This is a genomic window from Halomonas sp. TG39a, from assembly GCF_000744395.1.
GTDB lineage: Bacteria > Pseudomonadota > Gammaproteobacteria > Pseudomonadales > Halomonadaceae > Vreelandella > Vreelandella ventosae_B.
This window is the reverse complement of the sequence record NZ_JQLV01000001.1, coordinates 1774805-1801090: the sequence shown is the minus strand read 5'-3', so window position 1 is coordinate 1801090 and position 26286 is coordinate 1774805. Positions and strand designations below refer to the sequence as shown.

The 26286-nt window shown below is 54.3% G+C and carries 23 protein-coding genes and 1 tRNA gene; 17 read left to right on the top strand and 7 right to left on the bottom strand.

Translation table 11 applies throughout. From position 1 onward, the window contains the following. Positions 1-68: 68 nt before the first annotated feature. Positions 69-1289, bottom strand: a complete 1221-nt coding sequence (locus U738_RS07910; protein WP_035579016.1) for an argininosuccinate synthase — start codon at positions 1287-1289, stop codon at positions 69-71. A gap of 255 nt (positions 1290-1544) precedes the next feature. On the opposite strand from U738_RS07910, the gene rnt reads away from it, so the two are divergent. Beyond that, positions 1545-2213, top strand: a complete 669-nt coding sequence (gene rnt / locus U738_RS07905; RefSeq protein ID WP_035579015.1) for a ribonuclease T — start codon at positions 1545-1547, stop codon at positions 2211-2213. A gap of 163 nt (positions 2214-2376) precedes the next feature. Next, complete coding sequence (locus tag U738_RS07900; RefSeq protein WP_035579013.1) at positions 2377-3636, top strand: 6-phosphofructokinase; 1260 nt, start codon at positions 2377-2379, stop codon at positions 3634-3636. Between the two features lie 96 nt (positions 3637-3732). Here U738_RS07900 and U738_RS07895 read toward each other — a convergent pair whose 3' ends face one another. Then, the gene (locus U738_RS07895) at positions 3733-5448 is read right to left on the bottom strand and encodes a bifunctional protein-serine/threonine kinase/phosphatase (RefSeq protein WP_035579011.1); all 1716 of its coding nucleotides are present in this window, start codon (positions 5446-5448) and stop codon (positions 3733-3735) included. A 272-nt stretch (positions 5449-5720) separates the two neighbouring features. On the opposite strand from U738_RS07895, the gene ppa reads away from it, so the two are divergent. From ppa to purH, 8 genes are all read left to right on the top strand, one after another. Further along, a complete protein-coding gene (ppa, locus tag U738_RS07890) occupies positions 5721-6251 on the top strand; it encodes an inorganic diphosphatase (RefSeq protein ID WP_022523655.1) in 531 nt (176 codons plus the stop codon). A 189-nt stretch (positions 6252-6440) separates the two neighbouring features. Then, positions 6441-8315 carry a protein-disulfide reductase DsbD gene (gene dsbD / locus U738_RS07885; protein ID WP_035579009.1) on the top strand — a complete coding sequence of 625 codons (1875 nt, stop codon included), beginning with the start codon at positions 6441-6443 and terminating at the stop codon, positions 8313-8315. A 348-nt stretch (positions 8316-8663) separates the two neighbouring features. Further along, complete coding sequence (accB, locus tag U738_RS07880; protein ID WP_035579007.1) at positions 8664-9137, top strand: acetyl-CoA carboxylase biotin carboxyl carrier protein; 474 nt, start codon at positions 8664-8666, stop codon at positions 9135-9137. A gap of 31 nt (positions 9138-9168) precedes the next feature. Further along, on the top strand, positions 9169-10509 hold the full coding sequence (gene accC, locus U738_RS07875; protein WP_035579006.1) for an acetyl-CoA carboxylase biotin carboxylase subunit: 1341 nt from the start codon (positions 9169-9171) through the stop codon (positions 10507-10509). 100 nt (positions 10510-10609) lie between these two features. Continuing rightward, positions 10610-11524, top strand: a complete 915-nt coding sequence (gene prmA / locus U738_RS07870) for a 50S ribosomal protein L11 methyltransferase (RefSeq protein ID WP_035579004.1) — start codon at positions 10610-10612, stop codon at positions 11522-11524. 126 nt (positions 11525-11650) lie between these two features. Next, positions 11651-12688 (top strand): tRNA dihydrouridine synthase DusB, encoded by a 1038-nt coding sequence (gene dusB / locus U738_RS07865; RefSeq protein WP_081899069.1) that lies wholly within the window; start codon positions 11651-11653, stop codon positions 12686-12688. Beyond that, positions 12685-13050: a DNA-binding transcriptional regulator Fis gene (gene fis / locus U738_RS07860; protein WP_035579003.1), complete on the top strand. Its 366-nt coding sequence runs from the start codon at positions 12685-12687 to the stop codon at positions 13048-13050. Before dusB ends, fis begins: the two co-directional genes overlap by 4 nt. A gap of 69 nt (positions 13051-13119) precedes the next feature. Next, positions 13120-14718: a bifunctional phosphoribosylaminoimidazolecarboxamide formyltransferase/IMP cyclohydrolase gene (gene purH, locus U738_RS07855; protein WP_200882487.1), complete on the top strand. Its 1599-nt coding sequence runs from the start codon at positions 13120-13122 to the stop codon at positions 14716-14718. A 111-nt stretch (positions 14719-14829) separates the two neighbouring features. Here purH and U738_RS07850 read toward each other — a convergent pair whose 3' ends face one another. Next, complete coding sequence (locus tag U738_RS07850) at positions 14830-16287, bottom strand: NAD-dependent succinate-semialdehyde dehydrogenase (RefSeq protein WP_035579000.1); 1458 nt, start codon at positions 16285-16287, stop codon at positions 14830-14832. 119 nt (positions 16288-16406) lie between these two features. Further along, positions 16407-16958, bottom strand: coding sequence for a GTP cyclohydrolase I FolE (gene folE / locus U738_RS07845; RefSeq protein WP_035578999.1), 552 nt, complete (start codon positions 16956-16958; stop codon positions 16407-16409). Between the two features lie 359 nt (positions 16959-17317). Between folE and U738_RS07840 the strand changes: the two genes are divergently transcribed. Beyond that, positions 17318-17884 carry a hypothetical protein gene (locus U738_RS07840; protein ID WP_035578996.1) on the top strand — a complete coding sequence of 189 codons (567 nt, stop codon included), beginning with the start codon at positions 17318-17320 and terminating at the stop codon, positions 17882-17884. A gap of 36 nt (positions 17885-17920) precedes the next feature. Here the strand turns inward: U738_RS07840 and U738_RS07835 are convergent, their stop codons facing one another. Together U738_RS07835 and U738_RS07830 are read right to left on the bottom strand one after the other, a co-directional pair. Next, on the bottom strand, positions 17921-18895 hold the full coding sequence (locus tag U738_RS07835) for a serine/threonine protein kinase (RefSeq protein WP_035578993.1): 975 nt from the start codon (positions 18893-18895) through the stop codon (positions 17921-17923). A gap of 54 nt (positions 18896-18949) precedes the next feature. After that, on the bottom strand, positions 18950-19654 hold the full coding sequence (locus tag U738_RS07830) for a ComF family protein (protein ID WP_035578992.1): 705 nt from the start codon (positions 19652-19654) through the stop codon (positions 18950-18952). An 83-nt stretch (positions 19655-19737) separates the two neighbouring features. On the opposite strand from U738_RS07830, the gene U738_RS07825 reads away from it, so the two are divergent. From U738_RS07825 to U738_RS07815, 3 genes are all read left to right on the top strand, one after another. Next, a tRNA-Leu gene (locus U738_RS07825) sits at positions 19738-19822 on the top strand. Between the two features lie 321 nt (positions 19823-20143). Then, positions 20144-20773, top strand: a complete 630-nt coding sequence (locus tag U738_RS07820) for a hypothetical protein (RefSeq protein ID WP_035578989.1) — start codon at positions 20144-20146, stop codon at positions 20771-20773. Positions 20774-20824: 51 nt separating this feature from the next. Next, positions 20825-21811, top strand: coding sequence for a hypothetical protein (locus U738_RS07815; RefSeq protein WP_035578987.1), 987 nt, complete (start codon positions 20825-20827; stop codon positions 21809-21811). 81 nt (positions 21812-21892) lie between these two features. Here the strand turns inward: U738_RS07815 and U738_RS07810 are convergent, their stop codons facing one another. Then, a complete protein-coding gene (locus tag U738_RS07810; RefSeq protein WP_035578984.1) occupies positions 21893-22654 on the bottom strand; it encodes an SDR family oxidoreductase in 762 nt (253 codons plus the stop codon). Between the two features lie 182 nt (positions 22655-22836). Here U738_RS07810 and U738_RS07805 point away from each other — a divergent pair, with 182 nt between their 5' ends. The 3 genes from U738_RS07805 (at position 22837) to groL (ending at position 25580) form a co-directional block, all read left to right on the top strand. Continuing rightward, the gene (locus U738_RS07805; RefSeq protein ID WP_035578982.1) at positions 22837-23322 is read left to right on the top strand and encodes an FxsA family protein; all 486 of its coding nucleotides are present in this window, start codon (positions 22837-22839) and stop codon (positions 23320-23322) included. 235 nt (positions 23323-23557) lie between these two features. After that, positions 23558-23851, top strand: a complete 294-nt coding sequence (locus U738_RS07800; RefSeq protein ID WP_027959273.1) for a co-chaperone GroES — start codon at positions 23558-23560, stop codon at positions 23849-23851. Between the two features lie 85 nt (positions 23852-23936). Then, positions 23937-25580, top strand: coding sequence for a chaperonin GroEL (gene groL / locus U738_RS07795; RefSeq protein WP_035578979.1), 1644 nt, complete (start codon positions 23937-23939; stop codon positions 25578-25580). Positions 25581-26286 lie beyond the last annotated feature (706 nt).

Here is a 26286-nt window from a genome sequence, read left to right as displayed (position 1 = left end):
TGGCTCCTTTTCTTGTAGAGCGGCAGTAATTGCCTGCCGCTCTAGCAAGGTTTGCAGTGCTCTTTTTATTAGCTCTGTTTACGCCCTTTACCTGCGGCAATGCGTAACCGCAGCGCGTTCAGCTTGATAAAGCCTTCCGCATCTTTCTGGTCGTAAGCGCCCGCATCATCTTCGAAGGTAGCGATTGATTCATCAAATAGCGACTCATCAGATTTACGCCCCACCACGATAGCGTTGCCTTTATAGAGTTTCATACGCACGACGCCCGATACATTCTTTTGGGTCTCGTCAATCGCCACCTGCAGCATGCGGCGCTCGGGGCTCCACCAATAACCGTTGTAGATCACTTCCGCGTATTTAGGCATCAGTTGATCTTTCAGGTGGGCTTCTTCGCGGTCTAGGGTTAGCGACTCAATCGCGCGGTGGGCACGCAACATAATGGTGCCCCCTGGAGTTTCGTAACAGCCGCGGGATTTCATACCCACGTAGCGGTTTTCAACAATATCCAGCCGGCCGATACCGTTGTCGCCACCTAGTTTGTTGAGTTTTTCGAGCACTTCATGCGCTTTCAACGGCTCGCCGTCGATGGCCACGATATCGCCCTTTTCATACGTCAGCTCAACGTAAGTCGGGGTATCAGGTGCGGCTTCAGGAGAAACGCTCCAGCGCCACATATCGTCTTCCGCTTCGGCCCACGGATCTTCCAAGATGCCACCCTCGTAGGAGATATGCAGCAGGTTGGCATCCATTGAGTAGGGCGACTTTTTCTTTTTATTGGCAAAATCGACGGGGATTTTGTGCTCTTCGCAGTAAGCCATCAGCTTTTCGCGGGAGGTTAGGTCCCATTCACGCCAAGGGGCGATCACTTTGACGCCGGGCTTCAGAGCATAGCCACCGAGCTCAAAGCGTACCTGGTCGTTGCCTTTACCCGTCGCACCATGGGAAATAGCGTCGGCACCGGTTTCATTGGCAATTTCGATCAAGCGCTTGGCAATTAGCGGCCGAGCGATAGAGGTGCCCAGCAGGTATTCGCCTTCATAAATAGTGTTGGCGCGGAACATCGGGTAGACGTAGTCACGCACGAACTCTTCGCGCAGATCTTCAATATAAATCTCTTTTACGCCAAGCGCTTGCGCTTTTGTTCGCGCCGGTTCGACTTCTTCGCCCTGACCGATGTCGGCAGTAAAAGTCACTACCTCGCAGTTGTAGGTCTCTTGCAACCACTTAACGATTACGGATGTGTCCAGGCCGCCTGAATACGCCAGCACAACCTTTTTGACATCGGACATTCTTTGCTCCTCGTTGACGATAAGAAATTCATGAGTAAAAACCACATCTGCCATTAGCGCTCGGCTAATGCGATCGCTCTCGGGGCTAGACCTTTGAGATAGCCCTTTGAAACAGACCTTGAGTATAGCGTTCTCAATGCCCAGCGAATACCGTCAACGACGCCTGGGGGCTAAAGCTGCTAGAATCACACCACTCAAAGCGGTGGTTTGCCGCTGATGTTGACTGATTACTCGCTTTACACTGAGGAGAGCTGCATGAGCGAGGCAATTGCCCGCGAATTAATGGCCCAACGTTTTCGCAGTTACCTGCCCGTGGTCGTTGATTTAGAAACCGGGGGATTTAATGCCCAAGGCGACGCCGTACTTGAGATAGCCGCCGTCACGCTGACCATGGATCCGGAGGGCAACCTGCTTCCTGATGCTACCTATGCTTACCACATTCAGCCCTTTGAAGGGGCGAACGTGGAGCAGTCCGCGCTCGATTTTACCGGTATTAACCTGGACGACCCCCTGCGCCGTCAGGTAGCACTGAGTGAATCGGAAGCGCTGGGAGAAATTTTCCGCCCGATCCGAAAATCGATCAAGGCCCACGACTGCACCCGAGCTATTTTAGTCGGCCATAATGCGGCGTTCGATCAGGGTTTCTTGAACGCAGCAGTCAATCGCTGCGGCATTAAGCGCAATCCTTTTCACCCGTTCTCAAGCTTTGACACCGCCACACTTGCAGGTCTGGTCTATGGCCAAACGGTGCTTGCCCGTGCCTGTCGTGCCGCGGGCATTGAGTTTGACAACAAGGCTGCCCACTCCGCTCGCTACGACACCGAGCGCACTGCAGAGTTATTTTGCGCCATGGTCAATCGCTATAAAGACCTGGGTGGCTGGCAGCTCGCCCAGCGTGAACAGGAGATGGACGGCGGGGATTAACAGACCGCCGCAGCTAATGCAGTCAACAGGGCTTTACGCTAAACTTTGCGACATTGCAGTAGCGCCATTTTGTAACCCCACTGCCGCCTGTAACCAGAGCATACCTAGCAGTGGGAGATTGTTGCCGATTTACCCAACCGTTTTCAGGAGATGAGACGTTTCCATGGCCCAGCATAATGCCTTTTACGCCCAATCCGGTGGCGTCACCGCCGTGATCAATGCCAGCGCCTGTGGCGTTATCGAAGCCTGCCGTCAAGCACCCGATCAGATTGGCAAGGTTTACGCCGGTCATAACGGCATTATCGGTGCCTTAACGGAAGACCTGATCGACGTTACCCAGGAGAGCGATGAAGCGATTGCCGCTCTACGCCATACACCGGGCGGCGCTTTCGGCTCCTGCCGCTATAAGCTGAAAGATATTGATACCCATCGCGCCCAGTACGAGCGCTTGATCGAGGTATTCAAGGCCCACGATATTCGCTACTTCTTTTACAACGGTGGCGGTGACAGCGCCGACACCTGCTTAAAGGTCTCGCAGCTTTCCGAGAAGCTGGGCTATCCGCTGACCGCTATCCACGTGCCTAAAACCGTGGACAACGACCTGCCGATTACCGATAACAGCCCAGGCTTTGGCAGCGTGGCAAAGTATATTGCCACCTCGACCCTGGAAGCCTCGCTGGATATCGCCTCCATGTGTGCAACGTCCACCAAGGTATTTGTACTTGAAGTCATGGGCCGCCACGCGGGCTGGATCGCCGCCGCGGGTGGCTTAGCAGGCGAAGCCGAAGGCGAGCCGCCACATATGATTATCTTCCCGGAAATTCCGTTTAACCGTAAAGCGGCCATGGCGCGGGTTGAAGAGAGCGTTAAGCAGTATGGCTACTGCGTTATTGTGGTTTCTGAAGGCGCTCGCTATGAAGATGGCACCTTCCTGGCCGATGCGGGTAATACCGATGCCTTCGGCCACCGTCAGCTTGGCGGCGTAGCCCCGACGCTTGCCGGTATGATCAAGCAGGATTTGGGCTACAAGTATCACTGGGCGGTGGCTGACTACCTCCAGCGTGCGGCGCGTCACCTGGCGTCTAAAACTGACGTTGAACAAGCCTATGCGGTGGGCCGCGAAGCGGTCACCTTGGCGCTGGCGGGTAAAAACGCCATGATGCCCGCTATTCGCCGTATCTCCCAGACGCCCTACCAGTGGGACGTGATCTCCGCCCCGCTCTCCCAGGTGGCTAACCAAGAGAAGTTTATGCCCCGGGACTTTATCAGCGAAAACGGCTTTGCGATTACCCAGACCTGCCGTGACTATCTCTCACCGCTGATTCAGGGCGAGGACTTTCCGCCGTTTGAAAACGGCCTGCCTAAAGTGGCTAAGCTAAAACTGGCCAAAGCAGAGCGCAAGCTGCCTATTTTTACGCTGTAAACAGCTAACCCAGCAAGGCTAAAAATAGCGGCAATAAAAAAACGGGGCGATGAAGTGATTCATCGCCCCGTTTTATGTCCAGTTCGCTGCTTGGGCTTAGCGCAACAACCAGGAAAGCACTAGCAGCAGTAACAGAATGCCCGCCACGCCCTGCCAGAAACGCCGCGGCTCCTGGCGGTTCTCTTCCCGATGGGGCAACCGCCCAAGCGGCACCCTCAACGCATGCAAAAACTCGGACATGCGCCTAAACCGCAGTGCCCTTTGAGGGTCCAAGGCACGGCGAAGCGCATCGTCTAGTTCTGGCGTGATTTCCGGGTTAGTGGTACGCGCACTGCGATAGGTCAACTCTTCAAGGTCGGTATGACTGCGCAAACGATTGGGTGTCAACGTATAGGGCAAAGCACCGGTTAACAGCCAGTAAGCCGTCGAGGCTAGCGAGTACTGATCGCTGCGTCGACCGATGCTGTCGCCCAAGGCATATTCAGGGGCGGTGTGCTCGTTAAAGCCAATTTGGCGGAGCAATTCACCGGAGTGACGGTGGCCTTCACCATCGCGCATATGGCAAGCACTAAAATCAGTGAGCACTAGCTTGCCGTGGGGGTCAATCAAGATGTTATCGGGATTGATCTGCTGATGAATAATGTCCCGATGATGCAGCGCCTGCACCGCTTTCCCCAGCTGATTGGCGATATCCAGGCGCTGGGTCAGGCTCGCCTGAGGATGGCGCTCCGCCCATTGCCGCAGCGTCTCGCCTTCAATATGTTGCATCAAATAATACAGGTAGCGGCGTGGCCGGGATGGCTCCATCACCTTCACCACAAAGGGCGAATTAACGCGCTCCACTACCCACTGCTGGAGCAGGAAGTGCTCAAGATAAGCATTGCGCAGCGAAAGCTCAGGGCTAGGCGCTTTCATCACCATTTCCCGTTCGCTATGCACATCACGGACCCGATAAACCCGCGACTGGGCCGTTCGCGATAGCACGGCGAGAATCTCCAGGCCGTCTAAACGCTCACCCGGTGCCAGCTCAGGGGGAATCGGCAGATCGCCGTATAGCTGCCCCGGGTGCTCGGTGACCTCATCGGGTAGTTCATCTATACGTACCAGCTGGAAACAGAACTGATCCCCCCCATAGCCGCGCTCCTGGGCGCGCTGCTTGGCCTCATCGGCTAAGCGCTCGCAGGCGGCATCCAGATCACTGGCGTCCTGACGAATCAGGCGCACATAGTCGGATGGCAACAGCGTGCCGCGCACGCCCTGGGTGGTGAACAGGAACAAATCGCCCTGTTTAAGCGCAACGTGGGTGTAATCGATATCGACACTGCCGTCCATACCCAGTGCCCGTGAAGGGTAGCGATAGCCGCCCAAGTCGGTTACATGGTCACGGCTCAATTGCTCAAACTCCGCGCCGCGTAAACGAAACACCAACGTATCGCCCATATGAAACAGGTGGGCTTCGCGACCACGAAATACCATCGCTGACATAGAGGAGACAAAACTGCCCTCTTTAACATGCTGGCTTTGGCTGTAACACCAGCTGTTGAGCGCGCGTAGTACGCGGGTGGCCGACGTTTTAACATCCCAGTGGTCGGGGGTAGAAAAATAGTCGGCCAGGAAGCCGCGTACACTTATATCCCCCGCCTGCTTGGCCATGGTATTGCGTGAAATGGAGTCGCTAATCACCGCGCAGCCGCCTTTGGCGCGAAGCAGCGGCGCTTCAGGAAAGCGAACCGACATTGAACTGCGGTGCAGGCGCCTATCGGGCGCGACAAACGCTTGACCATAACTGATGAGCAATTGGGCGTGCGACAAGTCATCCTCCTAGGCTGCCGACTCGATCGAGGGACATCACTGTCAACCAATACTGTCAATAAACTCTGCCTATGATACACGCAGCAGAGCAGAAACGATGCCCACCAAACGTCTCTATCGTATTCATCTAATTTGAAGGGCTCCTAGCGGCCAACCTATGTCGCATTGGTAATCGGGCAGCCATGTTCGTATAATTCTTCGCCATAAACGACTTTGAAACGATTGCCTAATCACTGCACGACTTTAGCCACAGCACTATCAAGGAATCAACGATGAACTTCGATAATATCCCCGCTGGAAAGGATCTCCCCAACGACGTTTACGTGGTGATCGAAATTCCAGCTAACCACGACCCAATTAAATATGAAATTGATAAGGACATGGGCGCACTCCTCGTTGACCGCTTTATGGCCACCCCCATGTTCTACCCCGCCAACTATGGCTTTATCCCACACACTCTGGCCGATGATGGCGATGCCCTGGACGCCTTGGTGGTTACCCCGCACCCAGTTCAACCTGGCAGCATTATTCGCGCACGTCCGGTCGGCATTCTGAACATGACCGACGAAGCCGGTGAAGATGCCAAGTTAATCTGCGTGCCCCATGCCAAGCTCAGCTCGCTCTACGACGATGTCCATGAAGTAACTGACCTGCCTGAGCTACTGCGCCAGCAAATTGCACACTTCTTCGAGAACTACAAAGATCTCGAAAAAGGCAAATGGGTAAAAGTCGAGTCCTGGGAAGGCGCAGATGCCGCACGTAAGGCGATTGAAAAGTCCGTTACTGCCTATCAAAAAGCGTAACAATCTCCTTGCGGTGTATCTACCCGCCGCCAATGGGATAAGAGGCCGCCTTCGGGCGGTCTTTTTATATGCGTAGGATTAACGCATTATTAACGGCCGCGTCACGTCACCGCAGCGTATACGCCAGGGGCTTAAGGTTGCGGTATGCTGTTCGCCTTTCATTGCGATGCCATTGATTAAGGACGCACCGTGTTATCTCTTAAACGCCTGAGCCTGTTTACATTATTGATTTTCTTTCTTGGCTTGCTACCGCTAAGTGCAAACGCCCAATGGTTTTCATCATCTAGCAACCAAGACGAATTTTTGCCAGTGATGGAAGCCTTTCAGCCGACTGCTTGGCATGATGGCAATACGCTCTATATCGGCATGGATATCGCAGATGAGTACTACCTATATCGCCACCAGTTCGCGGTAGTCAGCCAAACGGAGGATGTCAGTCTCGGCGACCCCATTATCCCCCAAGGCATCTTTACCAACGATGAGTTTATGGGCGATGTGTATGTGTTCCGCGATCAGGTAGTGTTTGAAGTACCGCTGGAAGCACCCTACTCAGGCCCGCTCAATATTGCCCTGACCTTTCAAGGCTGCGCAGATGCCGGGCTCTGCTACCCTCCAGAGCAAACAACCCTAGAGGCCAGCGAAACCCAACCCCCCAGCCAGTTTGCCGATTGGCAAGCCGATAGTACGGCATCCAGTCCAGCAGCCAACACTTCAGCCGCTAACACCTCTGAACAGAATGGTTTCGCCGCCCCCCAAAGCGAAGACAGCCGCTTTAGCGCTTTGATCAGCGATGCCAGCTTGCCGCTAGGGCTGGGGCTGTTTTTTATTGCTGGCCTGGGGCTTACCTTTACCCCCTGCGTGCTGCCGATGATTCCGATTTTGTCATCGATCGTGGTGGGTCAAAACCCTACCCGCCCTCGCGCCTTTGCACTCTCGTTCAGTTACGTAATGGGCATGGCGCTGACCTACGCGCTGGTCGGGGTGTTAATGGGATTGTTTGGTGCCGGGCTTAATCTTCAAGCGCGTCTACAGTCAGCCCCGGTATTAATCACCTTTGCCGTGCTGTTCACGCTCTTCGCGTTGGCCATGTTCGGGGCCTTTAACCTTAACCTGTCGCCCCGTCTAGCCAACCGTATCGACGCTTGGCAGGCCCGAGCACAGCGCAGTGGACCGGCGGGCTTAGCCTTGGCTGGCGCCCTCTCGGTGCTGGTGGTGTCACCCTGTGTAACAGCACCCTTAGCGGGCGCGCTGGTGTTTATCTCGTCGACCGGTGATGCGGCGATGGGCGGCGCGGTGCTGTTTGCGTTGGGCATGGGTATGGGCGTACCGCTACTGTTAGTCGGCACCTTTGGTACCACGCTGCTGCCCCGCTCGGGCGCCTGGATGAATGGGGTGAAAATTGCCTTTGGCCTTTTGCTGTTGGGCGTCGCGATTTGGATGATCGAGCGTTTAGTGGCCGCGCCCATTGCGCTGTTGCTATGGGCAGCGCTTGCGCTTGGCACAGCGCTCGCCTTGGGGGCGTTAAATTTCAATCAGCCACAGGGGTGGCCGCGGGCACGCCAAACGCTGGGGCTAATGCTGTTGGTCTGGGGAATAGTGCTGGTAATTGGTGCCGCTCAAGGCGGCAGCAACCCCCTGCGCCCTCTCGCGGCAACGTCCAGCCTTTCCGGCGAGCAGCAAGCAGCAACACTCGACTTTACTGAGGTAAGCAGCTTAACCGAGCTTGAAGCGGCAATTGCCCAAGCTGAAGGCGCTAATCAGCCGGCGTTTGTTCACTTTACCGCCGACTGGTGCATTTCCTGCAAGTTGCTGGAGCGGGATGTTTATCCCGACCCACAGGTTTCCGCAGCGCTAAGTAATTACACCTTGATCGCCGCCGATGTTACCCACACTAACGCCCAGAGTCGTGAGTTGCTTGACCAATTCAATCTTTTCGGCCCTCCCAGTCTGCTGTTTTTTAGCCAGGGTGAAGAGATCCGTCCTGCACGCATCCAAGGTGAAGTGACTGCCGACCAACTGCACGAGCATCTCGAAACAGTCAGCCAATGGCTAGTGAACCGTTGATTTCAATACCTGTCATAGCAGCACGTTGAAGCGCTAAAACGGCTTTTTGCAGCGAACATCGTCAAACAGTTGTTTAATTCTTAGCGGCAAGCAGATATAGACGTTGACTTAGGCTGTTGCTGGACATCCTGGCACTTTTTCGGCAAACTCCGCTGCCATATTAGCTAAAAACTTGCTTTTTAACGGTGAGAACGGGGTAACGTTCGCTAACATGCAGCGTTCTCTTCATTTTTACATTTGGTTTACTGCGCTTACATAAGTGCCGCACAGCACCCTTGCCTGCTGGCTAGGGTTAGCTCTGTGACTATTTTTCATAATCTTCTGTTATGACATTGATGGGGCTATGCCATGGATATCCGCAAAGTTAAGAAACTGATTGAGCTGCTCGAAGAATCCAATATTAGCGAGATTGAAATTCAGGAAGGTGAAGAGTCAGTACGTATCAGCCGCCACCCTAATGGCGCCTCGTGGCAGCCACAGCCCATGCCGCAATATGCTCAGCAGCCTGGCTACGCTCCAGCCCCTGCAGCGGGTGCTCCGGCGGCAGCGCCTGCTGCTGAAGCAGAACCCCAGGGCGTTAGCTACCGCGGTGAAGCGGTCAACTCTCCCATGGTAGGCACCTTCTACCGTAGCCCTGCGCCGGGCGCCAAGTCGTTTGTCGAAGTCGGCGATAGCGTCAAGCAAGGCGACACCATATGCATCATTGAAGCCATGAAAATGATGAACCAGATTGAAGCTGACCGTGACGGTGTGGTGGAAGCCATCCTGGTGGAAGATGGCGAGCCAGTAGAATTCGATCAACCCATGATCGTTATCGCTTAATCTTTCATTTTCAACACGGGTGGACTCTCCCATGCTGGACAAGGTACTTATCGCCAACCGCGGCGAGATTGCCCTCCGTATCCTGCGGGCCTGTAAAGAACTGGGCATTAAAACCGTAGCGGTACACTCCAAAGCTGATCGTGAACTAATGCACGTTCGCCTGGCGGATGAAGCCGTGTGTATTGGCCCGGCGTCGTCAGCGCAATCTTATTTAAATATTCCGGCCCTGATTAGTGCGGCCGAAGTCACCGACTCAACCGCTATTCACCCTGGCTACGGCTTTTTGTCTGAAAATGCCAACTTTGCCGAACAGGTTGAGCGCTCGGGTTTTACCTTTATTGGCCCCCGCGCCGAGACGATTCGCCTAATGGGCGACAAAGTCAGCGCCATCCAGTCGATGAAGGAAGCAGGCGTTCCCACGGTGCCAGGCTCAGACGGCCCCTTGGGTGACGATGACGCCACTAATCTCGCCACCGCGCGTCGCATTGGCTACCCGGTCATCATCAAAGCGGCCTCTGGCGGCGGTGGTCGCGGTATGCGCGTAGTGCACACGGAAGGCCATCTGCTCTCGGCGATTACCGTTACCCGCACGGAAGCCCACGCCGCCTTTGGTGATGGCACGGTCTACATGGAAAAATTCCTTGAGAAGCCGCGCCACGTCGAAGTACAGGTGCTAGCCGACGGTCAGGGTAACGCGATTCATCTCTATGACCGCGACTGCTCACTGCAACGTCGTCACCAAAAGGTGCTTGAAGAAGCCCCGGCACCAGGCCTCGACCCAGATGCCCGCGCCCAGGTGCTTGAAGCGTGCCGCCAGGCCTGTATCAAGATCAACTACCGCGGTGCGGGCACCTTCGAGTTCTTGTACGAAGACGGTGAATACTTCTTCATCGAGATGAATACCCGCGTTCAGGTTGAACACCCGGTCACCGAAATGGTCACCGGCGTGGATATCGTCAAAGAGCAGCTACGTATTGCCTCGGGTCTGCCGCTGTCGATTCGCCAGGAGGATGTGCAGCTCAACGGCCACTCTTTTGAGTGCCGGATTAATGCCGAAGACTCGCGCACCTTTATGCCTTCGCCCGGCAAGGTAACGTTGTTTCACGCTCCGGGTGGTTTGGGCGTTCGTATGGACTCTCACCTGTATACCGGCTACACCGTGCCTCCGCACTATGACTCCCTGATCGGCAAGCTGATCACCTGGGGCGCGGATCGTGAAATAGCCTTGACGCGGATGCGCAATGCCCTCGACGAGCTATTGGTGGAAGGCATTAAAACCAATATCGACCTGCAAAAGGATTTGGTTCGCGACAGCTATTTCCGTCAAGGCGGTGTCAACATTCACTATCTGGAAAAGAAACTCAGCAGTTAACGTCTTCCAGCGCTATGCTTGATGCCCAGCGGGGTGGCCATGTCCACCCCGTTTTTGTCTTTACTGTATTTGCCTTTTATTTGCCCCGCGGAGACTCTCCATGCCCTGGCTTCAACTCAAAGCCCACGTCGCTCCCGAACAGGCAGAGTTCCTCGAAGAACTGCTGCTTGACGAAGGTGCGACGGCCATTGGCCTTCAGGACGCCCACGATGATCCGGTATTTGAGCCAGAGCGTGGCACCACGCCGCTATGGGAAGATACCATTCTCACCGGCCTGTACGATGACCTGGAGGGCGTCGAGAGCATGCTGGAGCGTATTGAGGCCGCTTGGTCCGAACAGATGCCTGGCGAGCCCTGTCCCACCATAGAGTATGAACTGCTCGCCGATCGAGATTGGGAGCGCGAGTGGATGGATGACTTCACGCCGCTGCGCATGGGCCAACGCCTGTGGATTGTGCCTAGCTGGCACGAGCCACCTCAAGCCGACGCCGTCAACCTGATTCTCGACCCCGGCCTTGCCTTTGGTACCGGTACGCACCCGACCACAGCACTCTGCCTTGAGTGGCTGGATGAACTGGCCGTAGCCGGTCACTTAGCCCAGCACCCCGTACTTGATGTGGGCTGCGGCTCAGGCATTCTCGCTATCGCCGCGCTCAAGCTGGGGGCTAGTCACGCCGACGCCACCGATATTGACCCCCAGGCGCTACAGGCCAGCCGCGATAATGCCGAGCGCAACGGTATCGCCGAGTCGGATTTAAACCTCTACTACCCTGAGCAGTTAAGCGATAGCGGCGGCTACCCTATCGTGACCGCGAATATTTTAGCGGGCCCGCTGGTTGAGCTAGCGCCAATGATTGCCGGCCACTTGGCTTCTGGTGGTCGCATTGCGCTATCAGGGATTTTGGCCAACCAGGCCGATGAGGTTTACGAGGCCTATGTGGCCCAGGGGCTCGCTATGGATGAGCCGGTGATTCGTGAAGGCTGGGTGCGGCTTAGTGGCGTACGGCCGCGTTAAAGCGGCAATTGGCCTTCACCCCATCACCGAGTAGGCGTATCATACGCCCCCTTGAAACGCCTACTCGCCGCCAGAGCGTACTCACACACCAGTACTCACAGCTGATAACCAACAAAGCCTGACGCCATGACCTCAATCGATACATTACCCACCATTGGGGCCTTTGCATTACCTAATAGGGTAATGCTTGCGCCAATGGCCGGCGTCACCGACCGGCCTTTTCGCCAGCTATGTCGGCGGCTTGGGGCTGGCTGGGTAGTGGGCGAAATGGTCACTTCAGACCCTAGCTTATGGCATACTCGTAAATCTCAGCTGCGCATGGACCACCAAGGTGAGCCCGACCCGAGGGTGGTGCAAATCGCCGGTGGCGACGCTGACATGCTCGCCCAAGCGGCACGCTTGAATGCCGAGCTGGGCGCGCAGATTATTGATATCAATATGGGCTGCCCGGCCAAAAAAGTATGCAACAAAGCAGCCGGATCGGCGTTACTTCGCGATGAAGCCCTGGTGGCCGAGATTCTTGAAGCGGTGGTGGCAGCGGTTGATATACCCGTGACGCTAAAAATACGCACGGGCTGGTGCGCCGAATCAAACAATGCCCTGCGTATTGCCCGGCTCGCCGAGTCAGCCGGTATTCAATCGCTCGCTGTACATGGCCGACATCGTCAACAGCGCTATACTGGACAGGCAGAGTACGACACGATTGCTGAGATCAAGTCTCACCTATCGATCCCAGTGATTGCTAATGGCGACATAACAAGTCCCGAAAAAGCCGCCGAAGTTCTCGCATATACCGGCGCTGATGCCGTAATGGTCGGCCGTGGCGCCCAGGGCAACCCGTGGATCTTTCAACAGATCAGCCACTACCTCCAACATGGAGAGCGGATGGCGCTACCCAGCCTTACGGAGCGCCACCAAGTGCTGCACGGGCACGTCGAAGCGTTGCATGAGTTTTATGGCACCACCATGGGTGTGCGTATTGCCCGCAAGCATGTCGGCTGGTACCTCAGCGATGACCAACGCTTTACGCCGCCTCAACAGCGCGCGCTTAAGCAGCAGTTCAATGCGTTAGCGACACCTGAGACGCAATTTGATTGGATCAACGACGCGATGGCCCCGGGCGCCGCCACGCGTTTGCTAGCCAAAGGAAGCCATGCTGCATGACCGAACGCGATCTTCTCTCTAGCGACAGCTACTCCAGCGACGCTTATTCCAGCGACGCCTTCTACAAAAGCAACGCTCATTTAGCGGGCACGCTCGCGGATCCTGCGGCTAACGCACCGCCACAGCCCCTTCGCGAGGCCGTGGAAGCGGCCATGCGCCGCTACTTTGAACATCTGGACGGTAGCCAGGCTAGCGATCTTTACGCCATGGTGATGGCTGAAGTAGAGGCGCCTTTACTTGCCTGCGTCCTAGAGCACACCGACGGCAACCAGACCCGGGCCGCAGATGTGCTGGGGCTGAACCGAGGCACGCTGCGCAAGAAACTCAAGCTATACGGACTTATCGAAGGTGACGCCCCATAAACCCAGGGGCGTTGTTGTTTTTAATTCTCGACTCTGCACACGAGCACTCTAAAGGCTGATACCCCTGTTATGGCTGATAATCCTCCCCTGACTGACCGCAACGCTACCCCCGTCCGCCACGCCCTGCTGAGCGTTTCGGATAAAACCGGCATTGTGGAATTCGCCCGCGGCCTCACTGAGCAGGGTATTGAACTGCTCTCCACCGGTGGTACTTTCCGCTTGCTGCAAGAAAATGCCATCCCAGTGAAAGAAGTCTCTGAGCACACCGGCTTCCCCGAAATTATGGATGGCCGGGTTAAAACGCTGCACCCGAAAATTCACGGCGGCATTTTAGCCCGTCGTGGCCAGGATGATGCGGTAATGGCCGAGAACGACATCACCCCGATCGATATGGTGGTGGTCAATCTTTACCCGTTTGCGGCCACCGTCGCCAAGCCCGACTGCACGCTAGAAGATGCCATCGAGAATATCGATATCGGCGGCCCCACTATGGTTCGCGCCTGCGCCAAAAACCATGCCTACACCACCATTGTGGTCAATAGCAGCGATTACCCGCGAGTGCTTGGCGAGCTGGCCGCTCAAGATGGCCAGGTCAGTCGCGCCACGCGTTTTGATTTAGCAGTAAAAGCCTTTGAGCACACCGCTGGCTACGATGGCGCCATTGCTGACTATCTAGGCCGCAAAGTATCGACTGCCGATGAAGCTTTCCCGCGCACCTTTAACCTGCAGCTAGCTAAAAAGCAGGATATGCGTTACGGCGAAAACCCTCATCAGCAGGCGGCCTTCTACGTAGACCCTCAGGCTAGCGAACCCAGCGTTGCGACTGCAAAAATGCTCCAGGGCAAACCGCTTTCTTATAACAATGTGGCTGATACCGACGCCGCCTTTGAGTGCGTCAAGGCCTTTAACGAGACAGCCTGCGTTATCGTTAAGCACGCCAACCCCTGCGGTGTCGCTATTGGCGCCACCGCGCTTGCGGCCTATGACAAAGCATTTGCCACGGATCCTACCAGCGCGTTTGGCGGCATTATCGCCTTCAATACGCCGCTGGACGCGGAAACCGCCCAGGCGATTATCGACCGCCAGTTTGTCGAGGTAATTATTGCCCCAGGCGTCAGCGACGAAGCCGTCGCCATTGTGGCGAACAAGCAAAACGTACGCTTGTTGGACGTCAGCGCTCACTGGCCCGGTGAGCAGCAGCCAGCGCTGGACTTTAAGCGCGTCAACGGCGGCTTGCTGGTACAACAGCGCGACGACGGCATGGTATCCCGCGACGATCTGACCGTGGTTAGCCAGCGTGCGCCCAGCGAACAGGAGCTGCGTGATCTGGCCTTTGCCTGGCGGGTAGCCAAATTTGTTAAATCTAACGCCATTGTGTACGCCAAAGAGGGCCAAACCGTGGGCGTTGGCGCCGGGCAAATGAGCCGTGTTTACTCGGCCAAGATCGCCGGCATTAAAGCCGCTGATGAAGGGCTTTCGGTTCCCGGTTCGGTAATGGCCTCTGACGCCTTCTTCCCCTTCCGTGATGGTATTGATGCCGCCGCAGCGGCAGGCATTACCGCCGTTATTCAGCCCGGCGGCTCCATGCGCGACCAGGAAGTCATTGATGCAGCCAACGAAGCAGGCATTGCCATGGTGTTTACCGGCATGCGCCACTTCCGCCACTAAAGGCATTTTTTAACGCCTACAAAAACGCCAAAGCCCCACCGGCACTGTGCCAGCGGGGCTTTTTCACGCTCCTTTTTTTACGTTGCTTTTCAGTAAGCGACGCTATAAAGCTTAGCCAAGGTCAATACACAGATACTTGGTTTCCAAGTACTCTTCCAAGCCCTGATGACCACCCTCGCGGCCTAGCCCCGAGGCTTTTACCCCCCCAAAAGGTGCAGCAGCGTTGGAAATGGCGCCAGTATTTATGCCCACCATACCGTACTCCAGCGCCTCAGCTACGCGCCATACGCGGGCAAGATCACGGGAGTAGAAATAGGACGCCAAGCCATACTGGGTGTCATTGGCCATCTCAATCGCAGTCTCTTCATCGTCAAACGGGAAGACAGCGGCCAGGGGCCCGAAGGTCTCTTCGTGGGCCACTTTCATTTTGTCTGTGGCAAAACTAATCAGCGTCGGGGTAAAGAAATTGCCGCCCAGCGGATGCGGGTGGCCGCCCAGCAGCAGCTCAGCGCCATTATCAATGGCGTCCTGCACATGCTCGCTGACTTTTTTTACTGCGTTATCATCGATTAACGGGCCGATATTAATGTTGGGTTTGGTGCCATCCCCCACATGCAGCTCGCTATTCATGGCGACCGCTAATTTTTCACAAAAGGCATTAATCACGCTGGACTGGACGAGGAAGCGATTAGTGCAGACACAGGTTTGCCCGGCGTTGCGGAATTTAGCGGCCATGGCGCCTTCCACGGCGGCGTCTAAATCTGCATCCTCAAACACGATAAAGGGCGCATTACCGCCCAGCTCTAACGAGATTTTCTGGATATGTTCCGCCGCTTGGGCCATCAGCTTGCGACCCACTTCGGTCGAACCGGTGAAGGTGATTTTGCGCACTTTGGGCGACTGCGTCATCGCCTGGGCAATATCGCTAGCGCTACCCGGCACCACGTTAAAAACCCCACGCGGGATGCCTGCACGTTCGGCCAACAGTGCCAGGGCCGTAGCAGAAAACGGCGTCTGGCTAGCAGGCTTAACGACTATTGTGCAGCCAGCTGCCAATGCCGCCCCGGCTTTGCGGGTAATCATCGCAGCGGGAAAATTCCACGGCGTTATAGCGCCGACAACCCCCACCGGCTGTTTGGTAACGACGATACGTTGATTAGCTTTTGCTGCGGGAATCGTTTCGCCGTAAACGCGCCGCGCTTCTTCGGCAAACCAGCGTAAAAAGCTGGCCGCGTAAGCGATTTCACCGGCGGCTTCCTTAAGTGGCTTGCCCTGCTCATAGGTCATCAGCATGGCCAGATCCTGCTGGTGCTCCAGCATCAAATCGTGCCACTTCAACAGCAAATCAGCGCGTTCTTGGGCAGTCATCGCTCGCCAAGCCGGTAGTGCAGCATCCGCCGCATCAATGGCCCGCTCGGTCTCGGCTTTACCCAGGCGAGGAATGTCGCCAATCGATTCACCGGTGGCCGGGTTTAATACGGTAATCTGCTCACCGCTATCAGCCGCAACCCAACTGCCGTCAATATAGGCAAAGGGGCAATATAGCTGTGTTTCTTTAAGCGCTTCCATGACAGGCTCCTGACCAAAATGATGGCCTTCTAGGCTCATTAACGTCTTCATGCTAAGACGAAACACCCCTTCAAACCAAATTTCCGGCGTGTTCTAGTGGCCACAGACTACCGGCAAATTTAGCTAATAAGCATTAAAAACTCTTGCCGAGTCGCTTGATTGCTGCGAAACCCGCCTAGCATTACCGATGATGTCATGCTGGAGTTTTGCTTCTCTACGCCACGCATCATCATGCAAAGGTGTCGCGCCTCAATGACGACGGCAACGCCTTTGGCCTGGGTAACGTCCTGCACGGCCTCGGCGATCTCGCGGGTGAGGTTCTCCTGAATCTGCATACGGCGGGCAAACATATCGACAATCCGCGCAAATTTAGACAGTCCTAACACTTTACCGTTGGGCAAATAGGCAATATGGCATTTGCCGATAAACGGCAGCAGATGATGCTCACACATTGAGTAGAGCTCAATGTCTTTTACCAGCACCATTTCATCCGTTTGCGACTCAAACACCGCACCATTAATAATGTCGTCCAATGACTGAGTGTAGCCCGCATTGAGAAACTGCATGGCCTTGGCCGCACGCTTCGGCGTATCTCGTAGCCCTTCGCGTTCAGGGTCTTCGCCAAGTGCTGAGATTATCTGGCGGTAGTGCTCAGCGATATCATCGGACATATTTAGCCTCATCAAAAACTAGATCAAAAACCATCTTAAAAACTATCTCAAAAGCTATGCGCAATCGCGTCCAGGCGGTTGCCAAGGTCTATCCCCTTGCGCTTGAAAAGTAAGACCATTGTAGAAGCGACGTTAAACAACGCTTCCTCTGCAAACATTGTACAAAAGATATACCTTCACTAGAGTCCGCACAACGAGTATTAAGCAAAGCATGTATTTTACCGCATCTCGGCTGCCTGTGGCCCGTTTACCTGCGGCAGAGCGCCGCGTCGTTAACTTTGCAGCCTAGGGGCCTGTGATATAATTAAGCGTTTTTATTTTACTGCCTTTATTGCAGGCGCCCACATTGAGAGCTCGCCATGTCATTTAAGCCAACGCCTTTTTGGTTAACCGCCCTCGTGGCCCCCTTTTTTGCTACGCCGCTAGTGGCCATAGCTTCTGAAGCCACGCTTTCTCTGCCCAATGAAGCAACCGTCGGCGTCGAAGTTGTTGAAGAGCTTGCGTTTGAGTCAAACCAAGCGCGCCTGAACGATATTTTGCTGCACCCTACTCAAGCCGCCAGCGCCTCGCACTCTTTACCCGAATACTGTGTCATTGTAGGCAGCGCGCAACGGGTCGATGAGCGTATTCGCGTGACCACCCAAGAAGCAACGTGCATTGAAACACACGACGCTGACAGCAATATCTTCACCGGTGAATTTAGTGCCAGCGCCTATGGCGAAGATGGTCAATACGGCATTGCCTGCGAGGATGCCGCGTGCACCCTCTCCCCAGGCCAGCCATTCCTTCTCACGCTGAACCAACCCGTTGAGATTGAAGAGCTGGACAACCCTTCTGAAGCGCTTAATCAGCAGCGCCAGCAGGCCAATGGCGAAGGGGTCGCAAATCCCATACCGCGTGAAGATGCTGACCCGGAAGTTGAGTAGGTAATTGATTGGATGCTGTTGGTATATCAAGGGCAGCTATGCCAACCAGCGCGGATTGTCTAACTGAAGGCACTGCTGCTCTAATTGGCGGATATGCTGATCCCAATAGCCGCTGTCCGCCAGCCACGGAAACGCTCGTGGAAAAGCAGGATCGTCCCAGCGTGATACCAGCCACGCTGAGTGCCTGATCAGCCGATAACTTCTAAGCGGCTCAATAAGCGACATCTGCTCGGTAGGAAATGGGCGCGTCTCTTCATACCCTTCGGTAATTTCACTCAAGTAGGATCGCCACCCCTGAGGGTCATCGGTGGGCAGTAGCATCCAGATATCCTGCATGGCAGGGGCCATGGTGCAGTCGTCAAAATCGACCAGCGTAAAGTGCTCGTCACGCCCCAGCACATTGCCCAAATGGCAGTCGCCATGGCATCGAATCATACTGCTAGCAGGCACGTCATGTTTAATAAGCTGCTGATACACCTTCTCTATCACACCATCATAGGCCCGGCGCTGATGACGATTCATCCAATGACTGGTCAGCACGCGCTGCTGAGCATCAAGAATACCGCTAGCCATCTCTAATCGCGGGCGGTGCTGAAAGGTTTTTTTAGCCGCCACTTCGTGTAACCGCCCCAGCAACTCCCCCATGGCAAACAGGTGCGAAGGGTTATCCAACTCCGGCGCCTGGCCGGGGCAGTGGGGAAACAGCGTAAACCGAAAGGCTTTAAAATAGTGTAACGACGTACCCGCCTTATCACGCCAAGGGGCAACGACCGGCACCTGCTGATCAGCCAGCTCCTGCAGAAAATCGTGTTCTTCCTGGATCGCACTATCCGACCAACGGTCTGGCCGATAAAACTTAACGATCCAGTTTTTACCGTCGTCATCACGAAACATCAGCACACGGTTTTCATAGCTATTTAGCGCAAAAGGCTCACCTGCAGGCCAAATGTCCAGCGACTCCACTGCAGACATCACTAAATCAGGCGAAAGAGAGCTAAACGGGTGTGACATCGGTCACTCCTGGGTTGGCAAAAAGGCTGTTGAATCAACGAAAGGGCTATTCTATCAATCCTTGCCTAACGGTGTCCGCGCGGCCGCCCAAATATCAACGCGCTTTGCGCCCGCATCGAGTGCAGCGCACGCCAATGCATGGCCAGTGGCGCCAGTGGTGACCACGTCATCCACCATGACCACATGTGCCGGGGGCGGTGATTCAAATACAAAGACACCCGCCAGGTTGGCGGCCCGTTGACGGCGATTCAAGGTGCGCTGGGATGGAGAGTTTTTTATCCGTTTGGCAGATACCATGGGAATTCCAAGCTGGCGGCTAAGCTGTTCGGCCAACCAGCTCGATTGGTTGAACCCTCGCGTGCGGGCATGTGCAGGGGTCATAGGCACCGACAACAGCACGCTACCCTGGGTGGCCGGTGGGGTTAATAGCATCAATTCAGCTAATAGCATGCCCGCCCGTGGAGAAGCATGAAATTTAAAATCATGCACCAGCTGTTTGATCGCCCCTTGATACAGCAGCCCTGCCTGAGTAGTCGAGAATGCCGGCGGGGCAACTAAGCAGTGCCCACACAAGCTTGCTCCATGAGTGACAGGGTCGCCGCATTGACGACAGGCATGTAGATTCCACGGCAGCTCATCTAAACAGGTTGCGCACCACCCCTGCCCCGCTAAAGCCGGTGCCAGGCAAAATGCGCAGTAGCCAGGCATGGCCTGCTTGATCCAATGCCCTCCCCGCTGTATCCACTGCTTTAATGCCATGCCCTCTCCTTACGGCTAGCTGCATAAATATCAAATCATTGATTGACTTACACCAAAAATTTGATACTATACGTCTCGTCTTAGCGGATGTGGTGGAATTGGTAGACACGCTAGATTTAGGTTCTAGTGCCGTAAGGTGTGGGAGTTCGAGTCTCCCCATCCGCACCAATTACTTGTTAGTTTTCAAGATATTAGAGTTACCCTACCCCCTTGAATTAGTCATTATATAGCCTGTCTCAGGCATTATATTACTAGCTTTTTGTCAGCATCCCCCCTTAAATTAAAAAACATAAATGGCTTATCGCCATGTTTTTGTGTGCTTGTCATCTACTGAATTTATTTCTATTACCCCTGACTTGCCCCCGCTTTTCCGCTAGTCTCTATGCTAAATAATGCTTCAAAAAAACGCGCCGAAGCTTCCCTAGATGGCTATTGCCTAAAAGCCCTCTACAGAGATTATCGCTAATAACATGAGAAGGATCTCACATAATGGAATGGCTCAACGATAACGCTCAAGCAATTTCAGCTGTAGCGAGCATTTGCACGCTTTTCGTGTGGGTATTTTACGCCCAGTTGCTCTATAACGGTTACGTACGGCAACGCCGTCCTCGCGTGATTATTAATCGCGGCAAGGGAATTGGCGTGGACGCTATCTGCTTAATCAGCAATATGAGCAGTGAAGCGATCTACGTACAGCACCTGGTAGCGGTTTTACACACCCAAAAACGCAGCTACTCCCTGGATGTAGTAGAGTATCAGCAGCATGGTGGCAAACATCAAGAAGCCGACTATCGCACTCATCAAGGCCCGCTAGCTTCCGGTGATTACCTAAATATTCAATCGTTTGGCGATATTGTTAAGCAAGTTAAAGATTATTGGGAAATTGATGATAATCTGTTGCAAGAGCAGAACATACAACTTGAAATTCGCGTTATCGCCATTTACGGATCCGAGGATATGCCTACCGGCGCATCGCGAACCTTTAACCTTGACTTGAACGCATCACCCAATCACCAGCTTATCCCGGCGAGCGTCGATACGGATCGACTCAATAACCGAGGCCAACGTAAGCGTGTTCTGGAGTGGGCGAAAGAGATCGAGACCCACAAAGCACGCTGAATCAACGCTAATGCTAAGCGGCAACGCGCCCCATTACCGAGACTACCCACTATGCATAAACTTGTAACCCTCTGTTGGCTTGGCATACTCACGACGGTATCGACGAATGTGTATGCTGAAGAGGAGGATAGTGACTTACCCGAGTGGGCAGAAGAGCGCATTGAGCCGTTTCGTGAAAGCGTCGGCAACTGGGTAGATAACACGTCACGCCGCATTGATGGGTTCTTTGGCACTGACGACCATATGCAGGTCAATAACGAGTCCTATCTTCGTTTCGGCCAAGAGATTGACTGGATGGAGGGCGACGGTACCCGCGGCGACACCACCCTTCGTTACCGTATTGACCTGCCTACCTCCGAGGATCGTCTGCGACTGGTGATCGAGAGTGACCCGGAAGAGTCACAGGGCACCCTAGAAGAGCAAGGTTCTGGACGCCTTGCCAATGATCAGCGTGACCGTCGCAGCTCTACATTAGGCCTGGATTGGCTAGAAAGCCGCGATAAACGCGAAAACTGGAGTAATCGAGTAGGTGCCGGTGTTCGCCTGCGCCTCCCTCTTGACCCTTACGTGCGCTTTACCAGCGAGCGCCTGTGGCAACTGGGCGAAGGGCCGTGGCAACTTGAATCGAATAACCGCGTTTCATGGTTCAATAATGAAGGCTACTCAGCGCGCACTCGCTGGGATGTCGGCCGGCCGTTGAGCGAACGCCGCCACTTACGCTTTATAACGACAGTTCAGTGGCGCGAGGAAGAGGACAAGCTGGAGTACAGTGAAATTGCCGAAATCAATCACCGCATCAACCGGCGCAGCGCACTGCGCTACTCGGCGATAGCCATCGGCGAAAGCGCCTCAAATCCGCGCATGACCAATTACTACCTACAAACCCGCTACCGCCGCGATATTCATAAAGGCATTTTATTCGCCGATGTGATCCCAGAGCTACACTTCCAGCGCGACGTTAGCTACGACCCACGCTGGGCAATGACACTGCGTCTGGAGATGTACTTTCAACGCAAAATCAGCCGCGACTATTTTTAAGCTAATGAAGCATTCCTTGCGGGCGGCCTTAGTGGGCCGCCTACTTATTTAGCAAATCCCTGCGTGGCCTCAATGACAACCCTATAGCCGCAACCCACCATCGCACTCAATGATGCGTCCGGTGAAGTAGTCGTTCTCAATAATAAAGGCGACGCTTTGGGCAATATTATCCGGCTCACCCAAACGCTTTAACGGCACGCTTGACGAGATACGCTCCAACATATCAGGGCGCATCGCAGCGGTCATTTCGGTCGCTACAAACCCAGGCGCTACGGTGCCGGTACGAATACCATAGCGAGCCAACTCCTGGCTCCAAGTTACTGTCAGCGCATGCACGCCCGCTTTAGCGGCAGCGTAGTTGCTTTGCCCCATATTGCCCGCCCGGGAAATACTCGAGATATTGACGATCACACCTTCATGCCCAGCTTCAATCATCTGGGTAGCGGCCTCGCGACCACATAGGAAAACGCCAGTTAAATTAACATTTATGACGTTTTGCCACGCCTCTAAGGACATGCGTTTTTCCACTTGCCCCTCTTTGGCCTTTACCAGCAGAGCATCCTGGGTGATGCCCGCATTATTAACACAGCCGCTGATCGGTCCCATGCGTTGTGCTATATCGGCAAACGCCTGAGTTACAGAAGCCTCCTCGGCGACGTTGACCACAAACGCCTGAGCATCGATACCTTCAGCGGAAAGCTGCGATACCGCCTGATCAAGCGCTTCAGTGCTCATATCCAATAGCGCCATGCGTGCGCCATGCTTGCCCAACCGGAGCGCCATGGCATACCCCAACCCACGCGCCCCACCCGTAACTGCAATTACTTTATCGGTAAGTACCATTCGTGACTCCTTACAACAGATTAAACCAGCGTCATTGTGCACTGCAGCATAGAAGAATTATTGGTATAAATCGAGCTCCATCAGCGCTGAAATACGCCATGCTAGCTGCTTGCTATTTATATTTATGTCACCATATTACGCAATTACGACGGTTTTCGAGTCGCTTTTGCTAGGAGTTAGCCATGCCAATCCTTATTTTCATATCACTCTTCACTCTACTTGATTTTGTGGTTCTGTTTTCGATTGGCAGCCAGATTGGCCTGCTCACGACGCTACTTTTGGTGCTCGGCACCGGCTTTGTCGGGCTACACCTGATTCGCAAAGAGGGTGTCTCCACGTTTGCCCGGGCACGCCAGCGCATGCAGGCCGGTGAAATCCCTTCCAGCGAGCTATTAACCGGCGCTGCGCTTATCTTTGGCGGCGCCTTATTAATGGCACCAGGCTTTTTGTCTGATGCGCTAGGCTTGGCGTGCTTAATTCCCAGCGCACGCCAGTTGATGTTCAAGGCCCTAACCTGGCTGGGGCTTAAAAAAATTGCCGGGCAACAGCCAGGCCCGAGTGATTCATCAGACCAGACTAATCAAAATCAAAATCGCCAATCGTCACAACAGGATGGCCCGATTGAGGGAGATTTTATCAGTCGAGATGAGCCCCGACGCCGTCGTTAAGGTTTCCCTCGGTAGAAAATCAACGAAAAAGCAATTTTTTTATTACCCGCCCCCTTGAAAGGTCATCCGCAGCCCCCATTTTTCATTCAGCACACAAATTCGGCGGCGATCTAAACGGTAGCTGCCATTAACAATGAAGACTGTGAAGTCTTCACCTCTCGCGGGTTAATCCCTCGAGAACACTTTTTAGCTAACCGCCCTTATCAGGGCTTCAACCATACTCAGGAGAACGTGAATGAATATCCGTCCTTTGCACGATCGTGTCATCGTCCGTCGCGTTGAAGAAGAGCAAAAAACCGCAGGCGGCATCGTGCTTCCGGGCAATGCAGCAGAAAAACCGACACGCGGTGAAATACTCGCCGTCGGTAATGGTCGCATTCTGGAAAATGGCGATGTCCGTCCGCTAGACGTTAAGGTTGGCGATAACGTGATCTTTAAAGATGGCTATGGCGTCGAGAAGCAAAAAATCGACGGCGAAGAAGTCTTGATCATGAGCGAAGCCGATATTCTTGCCGTTGTTGAAGGCTAAGCATCGTTGCAGCTGGTACTTATTTAACCAGTGCTTCGACTATTTACTTTCACGTTTTTGCATTCAATATTAGGAAGTAGCAGATATGTCAGCTAAACAAGTTAAGTTCTCCGATGATGCTCGTAAACGCATGGCCCGCGGTGTCGACGTTCTCGCCAACGCGGTAAAAGTTACCCTCGGCCCGAAAGGCCGTAACGTAGTACTGGAAAAATCTTTCGGCTCCCCCACCGTTACTAAAGACGGTGTTTCTGTCGCCAAAGAGATCGAACTGAAAGACAAGTTCGAAAACATGGGCGCCCAAATGGTTAAAGAAGTCGCTTCACAGACTTCTGACGCTGCAGGTGACGGTACCACTACCGCTACAGTTCTGGCCCAAGCCATTATCGCTGAAGGCCTGAAAGGCGTGACAGCGGGCATGAACCCGATGGATCTTAAGCGCGGCATCGACCAAGCCGTTAACGCTGCCGTCAAAGAAATCAAAGCAATGTCTGTCCCCTGCACTGACACCAAGTCGATTGCTCAAGTAGGCACAATTTCTGCTAATGGCGACAAGCGCATCGGTGAAATCATTGCCGAAGCGATGGAAAAAGTTGGCAAAGAAGGCGTCATCACTGTTGATGAAGGCCGTGGCTTTGAAGACGAACTCGAAGTTGTTGAAGGTATGCAGTTTGATCGCGGCTACCTCTCTCCTTACTTCGTTACCAACCAGGACACCATGACGGTTGAACTGGAAGATCCTTACATCCTGTTAGTGGATAAAAAGATCTCCAACATCCGTGAGCTGCTGCCGGTTCTCGAAGCCGTTGCTAAACAAGGCAAGCCGCTAGCCATCATCGCTGAAGATATCGAAGGCGAAGCACTGGCAACACTGGTTGTGAACAACATGCGCGGTATCGTTAAAGTAGCCGCTGCTAAAGCGCCTGGTTTCGGTGACCGTCGTAAATCCATGCTGCAGGATATCGCTATCCTGACCAACGGCACGGTTATCTCTGAAGAAGTAGGCCTGACGCTTGAGCAAGCGAACCTGGATCACCTGGGTACCGCTAAGCGCATGACCATGTCTAAAGAGAACACCACCATCATCGATGGCGCTGGTGCAGAAGGCGATATCGAAGCACGCGTTAACCAGATCCGCGCGCAAATCGAAGACACCTCGTCTGACTACGACAAAGAGAAGCTGCAAGAGCGCGTTGCCAAACTGGCAGGCGGTGTTGCCGTTATCCGCGTCGGTGCTGCCACCGAAGTGGAAATGAAAGAGAAGAAAGCCCGCGTTGAAGACGCCCTGCACTCTACTCGTGCAGCCGTTGAAGAAGGCGTCGTACCTGGTGGTGGTACCGCACTGGTTCGCGTTATGGCAAAAGTACAAGGCCTGACGGGCGACAACGAAGACCAGAACCACGGTATCAACATGGCGCTACGCGCTATGCAGTCTCCGCTGCGTCAAATCGTTGCTAACGCCGGTGAAGAGCCCGCTGTGGTCATCAACCGCGTGAAAGATGAAACCGGCAACTTCGGTTATAACGCTCAAACCGGTGAATATGGCGACCTGTTCGAAATGGGCGTTCTGGATCCGGCGAAAGTTACCCGTACTGCGCTGCAGTCCGCTGGTTCGGTTGCCGGTCTAATGATCACCACCGAGTGCATGATCGCTGAAGATCCGGAAGAGAAAGACTCAGCCCCCGATATGGGTGGCATGGGCGGAATGGGTGGCATGGGCGGCATGATGTAGTGCGACGAGAGTCGCGCAGGTAGCTAGCCTGGCTGGGTTACGTCCTCTGGGAGCACTTACTTTAAATAGGTAAGTGCCCCTTTTCCAGCAGAAAATAGCATTCTATAAACCCGATATCCGGGCTGAACACCAGCTCGGGTATCGGGACTCCTTAATGGAGTATTCGATCGCGAGTATTGGCTTAAGCCTGTACCCCTCCTATGAAGGATACACGTTGAAGCAGCTTTAAATCTTCAAGCTGTGATGCAACGGGGATATCTACGTTTAAAGAAAGCTAAGCACCTGCCGGTGTGAAGCTGTGTCTGATGATTGTTCCACGTTGTCTTGTCCAAAAGTAACTTGGACGAGATAGCGAGAGGAACCCGTTGTGCAACCAACGGTAGTCTAGGGATAGTGCGTCGCTGGTAACGGCGGGGTTCGAAGCTTCCTGACAATGTACTCCCCATAAGGGCTTGAATTTCATCGTGAGGTGGATCAAGGATACCGCCAGTAGCAGGCGGTTGAGAGGCTAGGCTGAGTCATATGGTTAACTTATGTGAACTGCTAAAAAGCACCGTCAGCCGCAATGAGCGCAAGCTGCTGATGCGCTCTGACCAAAAGGTATAAGGCTAGCTATCCCTCTTACATCTGGGGATACGTTGCTATTCAGCCTTCGGTGTATTGGCAGAACCTAAGTGACTCATGTCATCGACACGGAACTCGGAAA

Coding starts and splice junctions, on each gene's coding strand:
- U738_RS07850 (WP_035579000.1), bottom strand. CDS start 16,287: ATGGAAGCGCTTAAAGAAACACAGCTATATTGCCCCTTTGCCTATATT.
- U738_RS07800 (WP_027959273.1), top strand. CDS start 23,558: ATGAATATCCGTCCTTTGCACGATCGTGTCATCGTCCGTCGCGTTGAA.
- groL (WP_035578979.1), top strand. CDS start 23,937: ATGTCAGCTAAACAAGTTAAGTTCTCCGATGATGCTCGTAAACGCATG.
- U738_RS07830 (WP_035578992.1), bottom strand. CDS start 19,654: ATGGCATTAAAGCAGTGGATACAGCGGGGAGGGCATTGGATCAAGCAG.
- accB (WP_035579007.1), top strand. CDS start 8,664: ATGGATATCCGCAAAGTTAAGAAACTGATTGAGCTGCTCGAAGAATCC.
- U738_RS07805 (WP_035578982.1), top strand. CDS start 22,837: ATGCCAATCCTTATTTTCATATCACTCTTCACTCTACTTGATTTTGTG.
- folE (WP_035578999.1), bottom strand. CDS start 16,958: ATGTCCGATGATATCGCTGAGCACTACCGCCAGATAATCTCAGCACTT.
- accC (WP_035579006.1), top strand. CDS start 9,169: ATGCTGGACAAGGTACTTATCGCCAACCGCGGCGAGATTGCCCTCCGT.
- U738_RS07835 (WP_035578993.1), bottom strand. CDS start 18,895: ATGTCACACCCGTTTAGCTCTCTTTCGCCTGATTTAGTGATGTCTGCA.
- U738_RS07900 (WP_035579013.1), top strand. CDS start 2,377: ATGGCCCAGCATAATGCCTTTTACGCCCAATCCGGTGGCGTCACCGCC.
- rnt (WP_035579015.1), top strand. CDS start 1,545: ATGAGCGAGGCAATTGCCCGCGAATTAATGGCCCAACGTTTTCGCAGT.
- purH (WP_200882487.1), top strand. CDS start 13,120: ATGGCTGATAATCCTCCCCTGACTGACCGCAACGCTACCCCCGTCCGC.
- U738_RS07815 (WP_035578987.1), top strand. CDS start 20,825: ATGCATAAACTTGTAACCCTCTGTTGGCTTGGCATACTCACGACGGTA.
- fis (WP_035579003.1), top strand. CDS start 12,685: ATGACCGAACGCGATCTTCTCTCTAGCGACAGCTACTCCAGCGACGCT.
- prmA (WP_035579004.1), top strand. CDS start 10,610: ATGCCCTGGCTTCAACTCAAAGCCCACGTCGCTCCCGAACAGGCAGAG.
- ppa (WP_022523655.1), top strand. CDS start 5,721: ATGAACTTCGATAATATCCCCGCTGGAAAGGATCTCCCCAACGACGTT.
- U738_RS07820 (WP_035578989.1), top strand. CDS start 20,144: ATGGAATGGCTCAACGATAACGCTCAAGCAATTTCAGCTGTAGCGAGC.
- dusB (WP_081899069.1), top strand. CDS start 11,651: ATGACCTCAATCGATACATTACCCACCATTGGGGCCTTTGCATTACCT.
- U738_RS07910 (WP_035579016.1), bottom strand. CDS start 1,289: ATGTCCGATGTCAAAAAGGTTGTGCTGGCGTATTCAGGCGGCCTGGAC.
- U738_RS07810 (WP_035578984.1), bottom strand. CDS start 22,654: ATGGTACTTACCGATAAAGTAATTGCAGTTACGGGTGGGGCGCGTGGG.
- U738_RS07840 (WP_035578996.1), top strand. CDS start 17,318: ATGTCATTTAAGCCAACGCCTTTTTGGTTAACCGCCCTCGTGGCCCCC.